The 15,448-nt window shown below is 29.0% G+C and carries 14 protein-coding genes; 13 read left to right on the top strand and 1 reads right to left on the bottom strand.

Annotated features, from left to right (window positions below):
- Positions 1-24 precede the first annotated feature (24 nt).
- The 13 genes from ABJM36_RS07035 to ABJM36_RS06975 are packed head-to-tail and all read left to right on the top strand — an operon-like array spanning position 25 to position 14,282.
- Positions 25-1,578 (top strand): aldolase catalytic domain-containing protein, encoded by a 1,554-nt coding sequence (locus ABJM36_RS07035; protein ID WP_348450605.1) that lies wholly within the window; start codon positions 25-27, stop codon positions 1,576-1,578.
- The gene (locus tag ABJM36_RS07030) at positions 1,575-2,321 is read left to right on the top strand and encodes a 3-deoxy-manno-octulosonate cytidylyltransferase (RefSeq protein WP_348450603.1); all 747 of its coding nucleotides are present in this window, start codon (positions 1,575-1,577) and stop codon (positions 2,319-2,321) included. The genes ABJM36_RS07035 and ABJM36_RS07030 overlap by 4 nt, the downstream gene beginning before the upstream one ends.
- Positions 2,318-2,935: an HAD family hydrolase gene (locus tag ABJM36_RS07025; RefSeq protein ID WP_348450601.1), complete on the top strand. Its 618-nt coding sequence runs from the start codon at positions 2,318-2,320 to the stop codon at positions 2,933-2,935. The genes ABJM36_RS07030 and ABJM36_RS07025 overlap by 4 nt, the downstream gene beginning before the upstream one ends.
- A 1-nt stretch (position 2,936) precedes the next feature.
- Positions 2,937-4,013, top strand: coding sequence for a polysialyltransferase family glycosyltransferase (locus ABJM36_RS07020; RefSeq protein WP_348450599.1), 1,077 nt, complete (start codon positions 2,937-2,939; stop codon positions 4,011-4,013).
- A gap of 11 nt (positions 4,014-4,024) precedes the next feature.
- A complete protein-coding gene (locus tag ABJM36_RS07015; protein WP_348450597.1) occupies positions 4,025-5,116 on the top strand; it encodes a glycosyltransferase family 4 protein in 1,092 nt (363 codons plus the stop codon).
- Entirely contained in the window at positions 5,109-6,395 is a 1,287-nt protein-coding gene (locus tag ABJM36_RS07010) for a hypothetical protein (protein ID WP_348450595.1), read from the top strand. Before ABJM36_RS07015 ends, ABJM36_RS07010 begins: the two co-directional genes overlap by 8 nt.
- A gap of 24 nt (positions 6,396-6,419) precedes the next feature.
- Positions 6,420-7,808 (top strand): O-antigen polysaccharide polymerase Wzy, encoded by a 1,389-nt coding sequence (wzy, locus tag ABJM36_RS07005; RefSeq protein ID WP_348450593.1) that lies wholly within the window; start codon positions 6,420-6,422, stop codon positions 7,806-7,808.
- A 5-nt stretch (positions 7,809-7,813) separates the two neighbouring features.
- Entirely contained in the window at positions 7,814-9,061 is a 1,248-nt protein-coding gene (locus ABJM36_RS07000; RefSeq protein ID WP_348450591.1) for an O-antigen ligase family protein, read from the top strand.
- Complete coding sequence (locus tag ABJM36_RS06995) at positions 9,051-10,151, top strand: glycosyltransferase family 4 protein (RefSeq protein ID WP_348450589.1); 1,101 nt, start codon at positions 9,051-9,053, stop codon at positions 10,149-10,151. The genes ABJM36_RS07000 and ABJM36_RS06995 overlap by 11 nt, the downstream gene beginning before the upstream one ends.
- A 9-nt stretch (positions 10,152-10,160) precedes the next feature.
- Complete coding sequence (locus tag ABJM36_RS06990) at positions 10,161-10,721, top strand: putative colanic acid biosynthesis acetyltransferase (protein WP_348450587.1); 561 nt, start codon at positions 10,161-10,163, stop codon at positions 10,719-10,721.
- Entirely contained in the window at positions 10,711-11,919 is a 1,209-nt protein-coding gene (locus ABJM36_RS06985) for a WcaI family glycosyltransferase (protein ID WP_348450585.1), read from the top strand. The genes ABJM36_RS06990 and ABJM36_RS06985 overlap by 11 nt, the downstream gene beginning before the upstream one ends.
- 20 nt (positions 11,920-11,939) lie before the next feature.
- Positions 11,940-12,929, top strand: a complete 990-nt coding sequence (locus tag ABJM36_RS06980) for a UDP-glucuronic acid decarboxylase family protein (protein ID WP_348450583.1) — start codon at positions 11,940-11,942, stop codon at positions 12,927-12,929.
- Positions 12,930-14,282, top strand: coding sequence for an undecaprenyl-phosphate glucose phosphotransferase (locus ABJM36_RS06975; protein ID WP_348450581.1), 1,353 nt, complete (start codon positions 12,930-12,932; stop codon positions 14,280-14,282).
- On the opposite strand, the gene ABJM36_RS06970 is transcribed toward ABJM36_RS06975, so the two are convergent.
- On the bottom strand, positions 14,279-15,442 hold the full coding sequence (locus ABJM36_RS06970) for a glycosyltransferase family 4 protein (RefSeq protein WP_348450579.1): 1,164 nt from the start codon (positions 15,440-15,442) through the stop codon (positions 14,279-14,281). The two genes, ABJM36_RS06975 and ABJM36_RS06970, sit on opposite strands and share 4 nt — an antisense overlap.
- Positions 15,443-15,448 lie beyond the last annotated feature (6 nt).

Below are 15,448 nucleotides of genomic sequence, written 5' to 3'. Positions count from 1 at the left end.
AAAAGTATCAATTAAAATTATTAAATGATAAACAACACAAAAATATTAGATTGTACGTTAAGAGACGGGGGTTACTATACTAATTGGGATTTCGATAAAGAATTAGTAGGTAATTATTGTAAACTAATGGAAACATTACCTATAGATTATATTGAAGTAGGTTACCGTAGCATTCCTTTAAAAGGTTATTTAGGGAAATATTTCTATTGTCCAGTATATATACTTAAAGATTTAAAGGAGCTAATGCCCTCTAAAAAACTTGTTATTATACTTAACGAAAAAGATATAAGACCAGAACATTTGGAAGAAGTTTTAGCGCCATGCAAATCTTACATCAAGTTAGTGAGGATAGCTATAGACCCTAAAAATTTTGAAAGAGCAATTATATTGGCAAAAGCTGTTAAATCAATGGGTTTTGAAGTTGGTTTTAATGTAATGTATATGTCGGAATGGCTAGAGGATTCATCTTTTTTAGAATTACTTACAGGGTTAGATGAGGTCATTGATTATTTTTATATGGTAGATTCCTTTGGGGGGCTGAGTCCTGATGAGGTTATTAATATTATAGACTTAGTAAAATCTAAAACAAATGTGCCGTTAGGTTTTCATGGTCATAATAATTTAGAAATGGCTTTAATAAATACAATTACCTCTATTAAAAAAGGATGTAGTATTGTGGATAGCACAATAACAGGTATGGGCAGAGGGGCTGGCAATTTACGTACCGAACTATTATTAATTTATCTGAATAGTAAGGAAAAGTTTAATATAAATTATTCGTTATTAGGAAATGTTGTATCAGATTTTGAGAGTCTTAAAAAAACATATAATTGGGGTACAAATCTTCCATATATGTTTTCTGGAGCATATTCATTGCCACAAAAGCAAGTAATGGAATGGGTTGGGAAGAATAGGTATCCAATAAGTTCAATAATTACAGCTTTGAATAATCAAAAAGACGATATTGCAGATAATATAAAACTGCCTAGTTTAAGTAAAGAGTCTAATTTCAAAACAGCTTTAATTTTAGGTGGCGGCAAATCTGCTTTAAATCATAGCGAAGCTATAATGAAGGTCGCAGATTCCGATGATACAACATGTGTTATTCATGCTGGAGGAAGAAATGTTTTAGAGTACCTAAACATAAAATCGGAACAGTATTATACTTTGGTAGGTTTTGAAAGTGAAAAATTGTTGACAAATATAGGAAGTGATGTTTCTAAGTTGAAAAACACATGTGTATTTCCACCTTTTCCTAGGGCCATGGGCACCATTATTCCGGACTCAATTAAGCATCTTTCAAAGGAGTTAGAAGCTATTAACTTTACAGCGGTATCTTCTGATTCACTTTTAGCCATATCACTTCAATTAGCTATAGATTTAGGGGTCTCTAAAATTCTATTATCAGGGTTTGATGGTTATGATACAGAAATTGACCAAGCTCAATTTGCATTAGCTCAAGAGAATCAAAATATACTTAATGATATTATAAAAGTAAAAGATATTTCTGTTCAAGCTATAACACCAACAAAGTATAAAAATATAAAAGTAACTTCAATTTATAACATGTTAAAATGAGAGTTGTAGGCGTAATACCAGCTAGATATAAATCATCAAGATTTCCAGGGAAACCATTAATTCGATTGAACGGTGTCCCAATGATTATTAGGGTTGTTCGAATTGTTGAAAAAGCATTAGGTAAAGAAAACACGTATGTTGCTACGGATGATAATCAAATAAAGGATTTAGTAGAATCGTATGGTTATAATGCTATTATGACCTCAGAAAGTTGCTTAACAGGCACCGATAGAGTTTATGATTTTTCAAAAAAAATTGATGCAGACATTTACATAAACATACAAGGGGATGAGCCACTCCTGAACTATCTTGATATATTAAAAATAGTTAATGTAAAGAAAGATCATTTTGAATGTGTTATTAATGGAATGTGTGATATATCAGAAGACGAAAACCCAGATAATGTTAATATTCCTAAGGTTTTAGTTAATAAAAGCAATACTTTAATATACATGTCTAGGTTAGCAATTCCTGGATCTAAAAGCCCCGCCATAGCTAAAGATAGGGTTTTTAAGAAACAAGTTTGTATTTACGGGTTTAATAAGATTGAATTAGCGGCTTTCGGTAGAACAGAACAAAAGGCTGTTTATGAGAATTTTGAAGATATTGAGATATTAAGGTTTTTTGATTTGAATATTCCTATTAAAATGGTAGAAACTTCGGGTAGTTCATATGCTGTTGATGTTATTGAAGATGTTAAAAAAGTAGAAGAGGAATTATTAAAGCTAGAAGGAAAAAAATGAGAACAATTTTATGGGATTTTGATGGAGTTATATTAGACTCCATGAAAGTAAGAGATTTTGGATTCCGAGAAATTTTTAAAGCTTATAAAAAAAATGATGTAGATAATTTAATTAACTATCATAGAATCAATGGTGGTTTATCAAGATATGTTAAAATTGTTTATTTTTTTGAAGAGATTTTAAATCAAAAAATAACATCTGAAGAAGTACAAGAATATGCCTCTAAGTTTTCTGACATAATGAGAATTAAATTAATTAATACTGAAAACTTAATAAGCGAAAGTGTAAGTTTTATTGAAGATAATTATAGAAATTTTAATTTCCATATTGTTTCTGGATCTGATGGAAATGAATTAAATTTTTTGTGTAATGAACTAAATATTTCAAAGTATTTTATTTCCATTCAGGGTTCTCCGACTCCAAAAAACGAACTTGTAGCGAATCTTTTAGAAAAACACGGATATGATATAAATGCAACCTGTTTAATAGGAGACTCAATAAATGATTATGAAGCAGCCATTGTTAATAATATTTCTTTTTATGGGTTTAATAATGAAGACTTATATAAATCAACAGAAAACTACATAAAAAGTTTTTTGGATTTTAAATTTTAGTATGAATAACTTATTTGTTTGTCATTCTCAGGCGCAGTTAATAGTAGCTTCAGGTTTAGCCAAAGGAAGATTCTGTAATGATACTAATACATTAATACTTTTTAAAGATTTTTCCTTAGATGATAAGTTAATTTTAAATTTAAATAAAGTATTTCATGAGGTTTTAATTAGAGTAGGTGATTACCCAGAAAAAAATAAAAGTTGGAGGCATAAAACTATTAGGTATATAAGAGATGTGTGTTTTTTTAAAAAAGAAATAATATCGATTTATCATAAAGTCTTTATTATTTGTGACCAGAACCTCCCTGAATTATATATTATAAAGAAAGCCTTTAAATTAAACAATGATGTAGAGTTAATTTGGTTAGAAGATGGCTCATATCCTTATTTTTTAAATATTGATAATAAGCATGGCTTAAATGCTAATAAGTATACGATTAAGCTTAAGAAGTTAATTTTTAAATATCTGTTTCAATTTGGCCCATTCTATGATTATGAAGGTAATTATATGTCTGGAAATTCCAATTTAAAAATTGCATACCTAACCATGCCCGAATGTGCAAGAAGCATTTTTAAAAATAAAACACTTGTAAAAATAGATAGCAAAGAATATCTATTAGGTATTAATTCCATATTTACAGATGGGGAAACTACGCATTTTAAGGATAACGATGTTATTATTGTTTTTGATAAATTAGATACCTACAAGTCAGTAAACATTGTTAAAGAAATTACGGAATACCTTATACTGCTTCTAAAGGAAAAACAATGTAGAGTTTTTTTTAAAATGCACCCTAGGGAAGAGACTGAAAATTTAAAATTTCTTGGAGAATCTATAGAACTAAATAGACATATAGGCTTTGAGTTTTTTTTAAGTACATTGGTTGCTAATGCTAATAAATCTGTAAAAATTATTGGATTCAAAAGTACATCTCTACAGGTTTCCAAATTTTTTAATCTAGAAACTATATCCTTGTTTTTACTAGTAAAAGAAGAAAATGTAGATTTGCATAAATTTTACGAGAGATTAAATATAAGCCTTCCAAAAATTAAACAAGATTTAAAAGATTTAATTTAAATAATTAACTTATGAAGGTTCTATTTGTAACAAACCTACCAACACCATATAGAGTTGATTTTTTCTCGGAATTATCTAAATATTGTGAATTAACTGTTTTTTTTGAGGCTAAGAGGTCAAAAAATCTTACATTTAACTGGAATGATGATAAAGTTTTACCATTTAATCTTCTTTTTTTTAATGAGTTTTTGAATGAAAGTCGAATCATCATCACGCTTATAAAAAAAGTGATTTTTGGTGATTTTAATAAAATTGTAATATGCTCTTACCATACAAGGACTCAAACTTTATTAATACTTTTGCTTAAACTTATAAATAAAAGTTACTATTTTGAAACAGACGGAGGAATTATACCAACAAAAGAATCAAAAATTAAATCAAAAATAAAAACTTTCTTAATATCTGGTTCTAAAGGTTATTTTAGCCCTAGTAAAGAGTCTGATGAGTATTTAATAAAGTATGGAGCAAAGAAAAATAGTATCGCAAGATATTCTTTCACTAGTTTGTCTGTTAATGACGTTATAGAGAAAATCCCTAGCAAAGAACAAAAATCAAAAATAAAAGAGACCTTAGGAGTTCCCTATGATAAAATTATTGTTTCAGTAGGACAATTTATACACCGAAAGGGCTTTGATGTGTTGCTTGAAAGTTGTCCTTTTTTTTCAGATGCAGTTGGTGTATATATTATCGGAGGTAAGCCAACAGCAGAATACAATCAAATTATTAATCGATTAAAGATTAAAAATGTAAATTTTGTAGAATTTTTATCAAAGAAACAACTAGATAATTGGTTTCTAGCTGCAGACTTATTTGTTTTACCTACGAGGGAAGATATTTGGGGACTAGTGATAAATGAAGCTATGTCCAAAGGGCTTCCTGTTATTACAACAAACAGATGTTTAGCCGGGCTTGAACTTATTTTGGATAGTGAATGCTTATGTCCTATTGAAGACAGTGAAAGTTTAGGACGGGTAATTAATAAGGTTCTCGATGATGATGTGTTTTCAAATAAATTAAGTGCTAATAATTTAAAAATGATTAGAAAAAGAACTTTTGAAAATATGGCTATGGAACACATGACCAAATTTAGTAAAAATGATTAAAATTATTAAGAACAAGCAATTTCATAACTACTTCTCTGGTTTAGTACTTAAGCTTTGTTTAGTTCTTTCTCAATTGTTTTTAATTCCTGTATTTATCAATGATATAGGTGTTGACACCTATGGGGAATGGTTGATATTAACTACTATACCAAATTATTTGCTTTTAAGTGATTTTGGATTGACACTTACTGTAACAAATGAAATATGTCGCTTAATAAATCTAAACGAGTATTCATCTCAAGAAAAATTATTTAAAGGCACCTTAAGTTTTCTTTCTATAATTGGAATTTCGCTCATTTTTATTTTTTTAATAGTATCCTTATTTGTTGACTTTAGCACATTATTTAAATTTGTTAGTTTATCTAAAAAAGATTCTTTCCTTATTTTGGGTGGGTTTATGGTTAATATTTTTATGTTTTTAATTTTTCGTGTTACAATAGGTTACTTTAAAGCTCTAAATCTATTTCATAAACATGAATATTTTTTAGCATTGACTCTTTTTCTAGATTTCGTAACGACTTTAATTCTTTTGAAACTTAAAGCTCCACTTTTTTATATTCCATTTACAATGGCAGTAATACGTTTGGTAATGTTATTTGTGATGAATATTATTTTAAGTAAATTTAAATATTATAAATTTGGTTTTACCCTAGATTGGAGTAAAGCAGTAAGCATGTTACCAACATCCTTGAAGCTAAGTTTTTTTCAGTTAGGGTCTGCGCTTTTTATTCAAGGTAGTACTTTTTTAGTGGGGATGGTATTAGGTCCAGCAAACGTTGTTATATTTAATACTATTAGAACAATGGTTAATTCTTTAAAAGCTTTTATAGGTATATTATATGTGCCAAGTATGCAAGAATTCACTATAATGATAACTAAAAAATTAAAAGATGAAGCCTTAATTAAATTGAAAAAGCTGATGTTATTAGTCTTTTCTGTATCATTTATTTTTTGCTTAGTCATATTTTTTTTACGAGATATAATATTTGAATTATGGCTTAAAAACAGTTTTTCATACAACACATTGTTTTTAGGTTTTATGTTATGTTCTGTTCTTATTCATAATCTTTGGAATGCGGGGAGTATGGTACCGATGTCAATTAATAAAATGAACGAATTGGCATTATATCCTGTCCTTGGTATAGGCGTTTTAGTGGTTCAATATTTTATATTATCTAAAACGGGTCTAGCTGGATTAGCAGCAGGGTTTATTATTATGGATTTAATAATGTTATTGCTAGTTTTGAGGCTTGACTATAAAATTATAAAAAACATTTAAATGTTTCTAATAAAATAAAATTCAATGAAAGCACGCCTGTTTTTTCTTTTAATATTTCTTTTAATTTTTATATTACTTCAGGTTGGTAATACAATTCCGACGCAACATAGAGTTTTGTTTATTATTAGTTTTGCAGTGTTGTTTTGTTTTACTTTATTTTATTTGCTGAAAGAGAAAGACTACTCTCCTTTTATTGCCTCCTTTGTAGTGTTTTCATTTTTGTTTTTTATAATGGCACCAATACTACAATTAGATCAATATTTTGAGACCTCTAATAAACGTTTATTTAACGGCTTAATTTATTCTGATGCATTAATTTTAAAAGCCAACATTCTAATTATAATATTCAATAGTACTTTCTTTTTAGTGTATTATGTTTTTCATAATTATTACAAACACATTAAGGTAATAACCTATAATCGATACACCCCACTTTATATATTTATATTTTTTGTGTTAAACTTGGTGGTATTTGTTTTGAAATATGATTATTTAATGAGTAAAATTAGTTTAACTTCATATTCAAACATTACAAGTAAAGTGGCTGGTATTCTTAATGCAAAGTTCTTTTTTTTCTTGCCATTTGCACCTATAGTACTCGGATTACATTATATCAAGAACAATTGGAATAGAAAAACAAAAAATTTTTATATAATTTTTGCTATTGTAATAATTCTAATTGCAATCTTTTTCTTGTATAAGAATCCATTAGCAGCCAAACGAAATGCGCTAGGGCCTATTTATATAACTTTAATTTTTTTGTTTATACCAAGATGGGTTAATACCAATTTTAAAATTTTATCACTGTTATTTTTTAGTTTAATAGTGTTGTTTCCTTTATCAAGTTTAGTAACACACTCAGACAAAAATTTATCAGACATGTCTTTTGAAGAAATTGTTTCTAGTGAAAATATTCAAGAAAGTTTGTCAAGTCAATTCACAAATTTAAATTTTGACGCCTTTTTAATGTTGGGTGTCTCAATTGATTATACAGAAAAGGAAGGGCATGCCATGGGACGTCAACTATTACCGGCTGGTTTGTTCTTTATTCCTAGGGTTATTTGGGATAATAAACCTATAACTACAGGTCAGTTAATGGGCGAACACATACAAAAACATCACGATAAAAGGAAGTGGTTTCATAATTTAGCAGCACCGTTTGTAGCTGAATCATTTGTGGATTTTGGAGTTGTTGGAGTTATTTTATATGCTATACTTTTAGCTTTTTTATGTTTGAAATTTGTAAATTGGTTAAAATCAAATGATCCACTTAGGCAACTTGCTGCTTTTTATTTTTCTATACATTTAATATTTCTATTAAGAGGGGATCTTACAAATGGTTTTGTTTATTATTTTCTGCCTTTTGTGGCGTTCTTTGTCTTTCCAAAATTAATGATGAAAATTTTAAAGTAATAACCATGAATAGATTAAAGGATTCTATTTTGTCAATTGTACTGGGGTTAAATGCAACAATTATTTTCATTCCAAGTAATTTTAAATTTATTCCAATACTTTTATTATTAGTTTTTTCAATTTTTACATTAATAAAAACAAAAAAAATTGATTATAGATTTTTTGTTTTTGGTGCACTACCGTATTTGCTTTTAATTATTGGAATGATTTATACCGAAAACCTAGCATATGGACTTAAAAGATTAGAAACGGGAACATCATTATTGTTGTACCCCTTTTGTTTTTCAGTTCTGTCAACAAAATTATTAAAAAAGCAATCAAACAGATATTTAAATTATTTCTTAGTAATTTTTTGTTTATCAACTTGCATTTTTTCAATTAGTATTATTTTTTATTTTTCATTTTTTGAAGATAGATCCTTAACATATATTATACATCATTATAATACACTGATCGATAAATCCATTCACCCAAAGTTTCAAATACATTCCATTTATTTAGCTCTTTACGTAGGTCTTAGTATTTTCTTTTCAATTTTTATATTGTTTAAAAGTAAAAATATGTATAAGAAAGCATTAATGATTTTATCCATAATTTTATTTTTGTTTCTGTTAGTAGTAATGAATAAACGAATGTCCATAATAGGATTAGTAATTGCCAGTATAATTTCTTTTGTGTTTAGTCTAAAACGTTTATCCAATAGAAAATGGATTATTATGATATTTGGTACAATTGTTTTTTCAATAATGGTAATTGGAATTATCAAATTACCTAGATTTCAGAATCAAAATAGCTTTGACGAAATTTATGAAATAGAAGAAACTATAAATAATACTGAGTCATCTATTGGTAAAAGACTTTTTATTTATAGTTGTACTCTCGAATTGTTTGTAAACAAACCAATTTTTGGTTATGGTACAGGAGATTCAAATGACTCCCTTCATCTCCAAATGTTGAAAAATATAAATAAAACTCATATAAATAAGTACAATACCCACAATCAGTATCTAAGCTATTTACTTTCAACCGGCCTAATAGGTTTTTTAATCTTTCTTTATTATGCTTACGGTCTCTTTAATAAAGCAATAAAGAATCAAGATATTATATTTTTAAGTGTCTTATTATTCTTTTTTTTAAATATGTTGACAGAAAACATTTTAGAACGTGAAGCAGGAGTAATTTGTTTTGCTTTTCTTTGTAATTTATATTTAAGAAAAAACTGGTATAATAAACAATTAAAAAATGTCAATTAAAAAACGGATATTACTTATTGGTCCATTGCCAGAACCTACCACGGGGGTAGCATTAGCCAATAAAGTGGTTGTATACAGTTTAGGTGCACAAAATAATTTTGAAGTCGATGTTATCAATACTTCCTACAATAAGTTTGATGAAAATTTAGGAGCTTTTTCATTCTCAAAACTTATTTTTTTTCTCAAATTAAATTTTTCCGCTTATAAAATTTTTAAAGCAGATATAGTATACATCACCCCGGGACAGACTTTTTTTGGGGTAGTTAAATATGCATTTTTTATCCTTTTATCACGGTTGTTGGGGAAAGAACTGATAACGCACATACATGGTAATTATGTGGGGAAAGAATATAGTTTACTTAAAGGGTTTAAAAAGTGGGTATTTAAAAAACTGCTAAGTAAAACATCTAAAGGGATTGTTTTATCAGAAACACTTATTGGGAATATGTCGCCCTTTATTGAAAATAAAAACATATTCGTCTTATATAATTTTGTTGAAGATTATTTGTTTCCAAGTACTGAAGAAATTGAAACTAAACTAAAATTGTTTTCTAAACCAAAGATTCTATTTTTAAGTAATTTAATGGAGGAGAAGGGGATTTTTGCATTATTAGAAGCTTTGCAGATTCTTGAAAACGAAGGGTTTGCTTATGAAGCTAAAATAGGAGGTAATATTGACGAATCGAATAAAGAAAAGATTTTAAAATACTTTGAAAGTTTAAATAACACAACCTATTGTGGTGTGGTTAAAGGGCAAGAAAAAAAAGATTTATTTATTTGGGCAAACACCTTTATACTTCCAACATGGTATACCATGGAAGGTCAACCAATTTCTATATTAGAAGCCATGGCTACCGCTAATGTCGTTTTAACAACTAATCATGCAGGGATTCCAGATATTTTTAAAGAGTCGATTAACGGTTTTTATGTAAAAAAGAATAATGCATCTAGTATAGTGAATAGCATTAAACAGGTTTGTAGTAACAAAGAACGGGTTAAAACCATTCAAGAACATAACTTTAAAGAAGCTAAAGAAAAATATAGAGTCAATAGCTTTATTGAAAATGCAGTTAGTATATTTAAAGCCTAAGTTTGAAATATGAGTAATTCAGTGCAAGATTTAAATTTGTATAAAAACCCTAAAGATTTCAGAGGTAAATCTGCAATCATTGTCCAGTTATGGTGGATTGTGCAAGGAACATTGTTTGCTATGTCACCACAATTCTTATATGGGTGGCGCCGTTTTTTACTTAGATGTTTTGGCGCAGAAATTGGTAAAAATGTAATAGTTAGACCAAGTGCACAATTTACATATCCTTGGAAAGTTAAGATTGGAGACTATAGTTGGATTGGAGACGATGTTGTTTTATATAGTTTAGGAGATATTATTGTTGGTGAAAATACAGTGATTTCTCAAAAGAGTTATATTTGCACGGGGACTCATGATTATTCAAAACAAGATTTTCCAATATTGGAAAAAAGGATAATTATTGGTGATGAATGTTGGTTAGCAACAGATGTGTTTGTTTCTCCTGGAGTAACCATTAATAACGGTGTAGTTGTAGGTGCAAGGAGTACGGTAATAAAGGATTTAGAGGCGCATTCGGTATATGTGGGCTCTCCCGTTAGATTTATAAAGAAAAGAAAGCTTGAGCAATAAAATTGTCATTATTGGTATTAACTACTATCCTGAAGATAGTGCTATTGGGTTATACTCTACAGAAAAAGCAGAATATTTAGTATCCAAAGGGTTTGATGTTACTGTAATAACAGGTTTTCCATATTATCCTCAATGGGAAATTAGAGAAGACTATAAATCAAAAAGTTATTTAGTAAAAGAGACTATAAATGATGTAAAAATTTATAGAAGCAAGCAATACGTTCCTAAGGACCCAACATTTATTAAGAGAATAATCCATTTAACAAGTTTTACAATTGGAAATTTTATTAACCTGTTTAAAGTTGGTAAACCAGATATTGTAATTTCAATAATCCCATTTACAACATCGTCTTTATTAGGTTGGTTTCTAAAAAAGAGATATAAATCCAAACATTGGGTGCATATTCAAGATTTTGAATTTGATGCAGCTATTGATTCAGGACTACTTTCAGGAAATAAAAAACTTGTTATTAATTTTCTTCAAAGTATTGAGAAATTTGTATTGAACAAGGCTGATATTGTTTCGACAATAAGTTTTGGTATGATTAATAAACTTAAATCAAAAACCGATACCAATACCTATTATTTAACCAATTGGATTGATATAGAAAAGTTTAATAACAAATTAGAAACTCACAAGTATTTAGGTGCTGATACCTTTAAAATCTTGTATTCAGGAAATATTGGAGCTAAACAAGATTGGGCCTTTTTTATTGAGGTTTTAAACCACTTAAAAAAACTAGATAATATTGAAGTAATAGTAGTAGGCGAAGGTGCTGAAAAAGATAATGTTTTACAAAAAATAAAAGATTTCGATTTTGTTAAGCATTATAATTTGGTGCCTTATGAAGAGTTGCCTGCTTTACTTTCTAGTGCCGACTTACACATTTTGTTTCAAAAGGCAGACGTTATTGATACCGTTATGCCATCAAAAATTTTAGGAATGATGGCTAGTGCAAAACCATCAATAGTAACTGGAAATTTAAAAAGTGAGGTAGCCAAAGTTTTTGAAGATTCAAAAGGTGGATTTTATTTTGATGGTAAATCAATAGAAAAACTTATAAATCAAATTGTTTTACTAAAGGAAAATAAGCAAATGCGCCTAGAGTTGGGTGAAAATGCTAAAGCATACGTTAAAGAAATATATTCTAAAGATAAAGTTTTGGATAAGTTTATTAGTCATCTTAAAAACTTTTAATTGCTGTTAATTTATTACTAATGAAAAAAAAAATTTTAATAACAGGAGCAGCAGGGTTTTTAGGATCTCACCTCTGCGATCGATTTATCAAAGAAGGCTTCCATGTTATTGGAATGGATAACTACATAACTGGAGACCCTAAAAACCTGGTTCATTTAAAAGAAAATCCAAACTTCGAGTTTATAGAACAGGATGTAACGTCCTATATAAAAATAAGCGGCGAATTAGATTATATTTTACATTTTGCATCGCCCGCAAGCCCTATCGATTATTTAAAAATACCTATTCAAACTTTAAAAGTTGGTGCTTTAGGTACGCATAATCTTTTGGGGTTGGCCAAAGCTAAAAAGGCACGCATGCTAATTGCTTCCACATCAGAAGTTTATGGAGATCCTCTTGTTCATCCACAATCAGAAGATTATTATGGCAATGTAAATACTATTGGTCCACGTGGGGTTTATGACGAGGCTAAACGTTTTCAGGAGTCTATAACTATGGCATACCATAGGTTTCATGGTATAGAAACACGAATTGCTCGTATATTTAACACCTATGGTCCTAGAATGCGCCTAAATGATGGTAGAGTAATCCCTGCTTTTATTGGTCAAGCGCTTAGAGGAGAAGATTTAACGGTTTTTGGAGATGGTTCTCAAACGAGGTCCTTTTGTTATGTGGATGATCAAGTTGAAGGCATTTATAGGTTGTTATTAAGCGATTATTCAAACCCAGTTAATATAGGTAACCCACACGAAATTACAATAAAGGAGTTTGCCGAGGAAATTATAAAGCTTACAGGGACCAATCAAACCATTATATATAAAAATTTACCACAAGATGATCCTTTGCAAAGGCAACCAGATATAACCTTAGCAAAAAAAATACTAAATTGGGAACCAAAGATTAATAGAGCAGAAGGCATGAAGATAACTTTTGAATATTTTAAGTCTTTATCGCAAGAAGAATTGTTTAAGAGTGACCATAAAAACTTTAAAGAACACATAAAAAAATAAGTGGACTACAAAAAAGGAAGATATTCTAGCTTAATTAAGCCTTTATTTGGTTTAATAGATTTAGCCATAATTAATACGGCTGTGTTTTATTTTGATATAAATATAAAAAACATTTATATTTTCTGTCTATACATATCTTTGTCTTGGGTTATTATTGCCATAAAAAATCATTTTTATGAAGTACAAAGGCATACCCGCTTAATTCAAATTATTCCTCTGTTATTTAAGCAAATAATACTTTTTACTATAGTCGTTTACGCGTTTATAGGCTTTTTTAAACAACCAAGTGTAAGTCGTTTGGCTTTAGGAAATTATTTGTTGTTGGTGTTTTTATTAATTAGTATTTTTAAATTTTTAACATCATTCCTATTAAAAAAATACAGAACGGTACTACGAGGTAATCATAGGAAAGTTATTGTTATAGGAAGTAATGATAAAGCAAGGCAACTTATAAAAACCTTTAATACCAGGTTGGATTATGGATATAAGTTTGAAGCTAAATTTAGTGTTAAGGATAAAGATTTCTCTTTAGATAATTGTTTTAATTATATTATAGATAATAGTATAGATGAAATATATTTTTCGGTTTCAGAGCTGTCTAATAAGCAAATTAATAGGTTAATTGACTTTGCGGATAATAATTTGAGAGAACTTAAATTTATTCCAGACAATAAGGAGATTTATTCTAAAAAGCTTAAGTATGAATATTATGATTATATTCCAATTTTATCGTTAAGGGCCATTCCTCTTCAAGAACCTTTAAGTAAGTTAGTTAAACGACTTTTCGATATTGTGTTTTCATTATTTATTATCGTTTTTGTATTGTCGTGGTTAACGCCAATTATAGCTTTACTAATTAAGTTAGAGTCTAAAGGCCCCGTGTTTTTTAAACAATCTAGAAACGGTTTTAATTACAAGGAATTTGATTGTTATAAGTTTAGGTCTATGACACCTAATAAAAATGCCCATTTACATCAGGCAACCAAAGGTGATTTAAGAATCACTAAAATGGGAGCCTTTATTAGAAAAACAAGTATTGATGAGTTGCCACAGTTTTTTAATGTGTTATTTGGGGATATGTCAGTTGTTGGACCAAGACCACATATGGTAAGTCATACTAACATGTATGCACAACGTATAGATAAATTTATGGTGCGTCATTTTGTTAAGCCAGGAATTACAGGTTTAGCTCAAGTAAGTGGTTTTAGAGGCGAGATAGAAACCGATAAAGATATTATTAACCGCGTTAAGTACGATATATTTTATATCGAAAATTGGTCGTTGTTATTAGACATTAAAATCACTATACAAACATTTACAAATGCTGTAAGAGGCGAAGAGAAAGCCTATTAAATTACTTTAATAAGTTGGGTTAACTGTGCACTAAAATCAAAATGTGAAAGTGCTACATTTTGTATTTTAATTCTGTTTTCTAATGCTAACTTTGATCTATCCAAATTTAGTATTACCGTATTTAATTTAGCATAGTCACTTGCATTAGCAACCCAACCAAGTTCATATTTATTAATTACAGTTTCTCCTTCACCGCCGCCAAAATAAAGCATTGGGATACCTAGGCGTGCATATTCAAATATTTTAGAAGGTACAGAGCCATAAATTCTATTAAGTAAAGGAATTATGGTTACATCGTATTGAGTTAAAACGCTATGTAGTTCTTGTCTAGAAACTTCGCCGTGATAAACAATATCTAATTCTGGTTTATTTTTAATTAAGCCCTCAATAGCTAATTGTTCTGCACCAGCACCGTAAATATGGAATTGGATTTTTGAATAGTCTAATTCCTCGCATAGTTTTAGGATACCTTGGGCAATTCCTAATAGGCCTGCATATACTATTTTTAGCTTTTCTAAAGGTTGGATGGCACCGTTTGGTACTTGTGCTTTAAAATCTGGATAATTACGATATAAGAAGCTGTTTTTATTACCATAAATCGATTTTACATGGGTTAGAATCTCATCGCTTTGTCCTAGAATTAAATCGGCATGCTTATAGTTAAAACGCTCTATTTTTTCAAGTATTCTATAGCTAAAATTCTTTTTTAAAGCGCCTAATTCTAAAGCAGCAAGTGGCCATAAGTCGCTAACATTTAAAATAAGTTTTCTTTTTTTGGACCTCAGAAATAAAACAGAGGTAAAAGCAACAAGTAATGGTGGTGATTGAATTATTACGGTTTTAGGAATTTTGTTCCAGATAAAAAACCAAATTAAACTGATACTATAAGATAACATAGCAATAAGCCGCAATAGTTTATTCTTTGAGTTACTCGCATAAATCCACAGTCTATGAATGGTTATACCGTTTTCAATAGAAGTCTGCTTAAATCGGCCTCTATAACCATCAAATACCCTGCCTTTAGGGTAATTTGGTAAAGGGGTTAAAACAGAAACCTTAAAATTGTGTTTTTGTAAGCCTTCAGATAAATGAAAAATTCTATTTGATGCAGCTCCAGTTTCTGGAGGAAAATAATTTGTAATGATAAGTAGGTTTTTCATCTCCAT

This window comes from Algibacter sp. (assembly GCF_039977455.1).
Taxonomy (GTDB): domain Bacteria; phylum Bacteroidota; class Bacteroidia; order Flavobacteriales; family Flavobacteriaceae; genus Algibacter_B.
This window is presented reverse-complemented; position numbering and strand designations above follow the sequence as displayed.

Bases quoted from the DNA above. Each gene is read 5' to 3' on its own strand.
- wzy (WP_348450593.1), top strand. From the start codon at position 6,420: ATGAAAGCACGCCTGTTTTTTCTTTTAATATTTCTTTTAATTTTTATA.
- ABJM36_RS06980 (WP_348450583.1), top strand. From the start codon at position 11,940: ATGAAAAAAAAAATTTTAATAACAGGAGCAGCAGGGTTTTTAGGATCT.
- ABJM36_RS07030 (WP_348450603.1), top strand. From the start codon at position 1,575: ATGAGAGTTGTAGGCGTAATACCAGCTAGATATAAATCATCAAGATTT.
- ABJM36_RS06990 (WP_348450587.1), top strand. From the start codon at position 10,161: ATGAGTAATTCAGTGCAAGATTTAAATTTGTATAAAAACCCTAAAGAT.
- ABJM36_RS07015 (WP_348450597.1), top strand. From the start codon at position 4,025: ATGAAGGTTCTATTTGTAACAAACCTACCAACACCATATAGAGTTGAT.
- ABJM36_RS07035 (WP_348450605.1), top strand. From the start codon at position 25: ATGATAAACAACACAAAAATATTAGATTGTACGTTAAGAGACGGGGGT.
- ABJM36_RS07000 (WP_348450591.1), top strand. From the start codon at position 7,814: ATGAATAGATTAAAGGATTCTATTTTGTCAATTGTACTGGGGTTAAAT.
- ABJM36_RS07025 (WP_348450601.1), top strand. From the start codon at position 2,318: ATGAGAACAATTTTATGGGATTTTGATGGAGTTATATTAGACTCCATG.
- ABJM36_RS06995 (WP_348450589.1), top strand. From the start codon at position 9,051: ATGTCAATTAAAAAACGGATATTACTTATTGGTCCATTGCCAGAACCT.
- ABJM36_RS07010 (WP_348450595.1), top strand. From the start codon at position 5,109: ATGATTAAAATTATTAAGAACAAGCAATTTCATAACTACTTCTCTGGT.
- ABJM36_RS07020 (WP_348450599.1), top strand. From the start codon at position 2,937: ATGAATAACTTATTTGTTTGTCATTCTCAGGCGCAGTTAATAGTAGCT.
- ABJM36_RS06970 (WP_348450579.1), bottom strand. From the start codon at position 15,442: ATGAAAAACCTACTTATCATTACAAATTATTTTCCTCCAGAAACTGGA.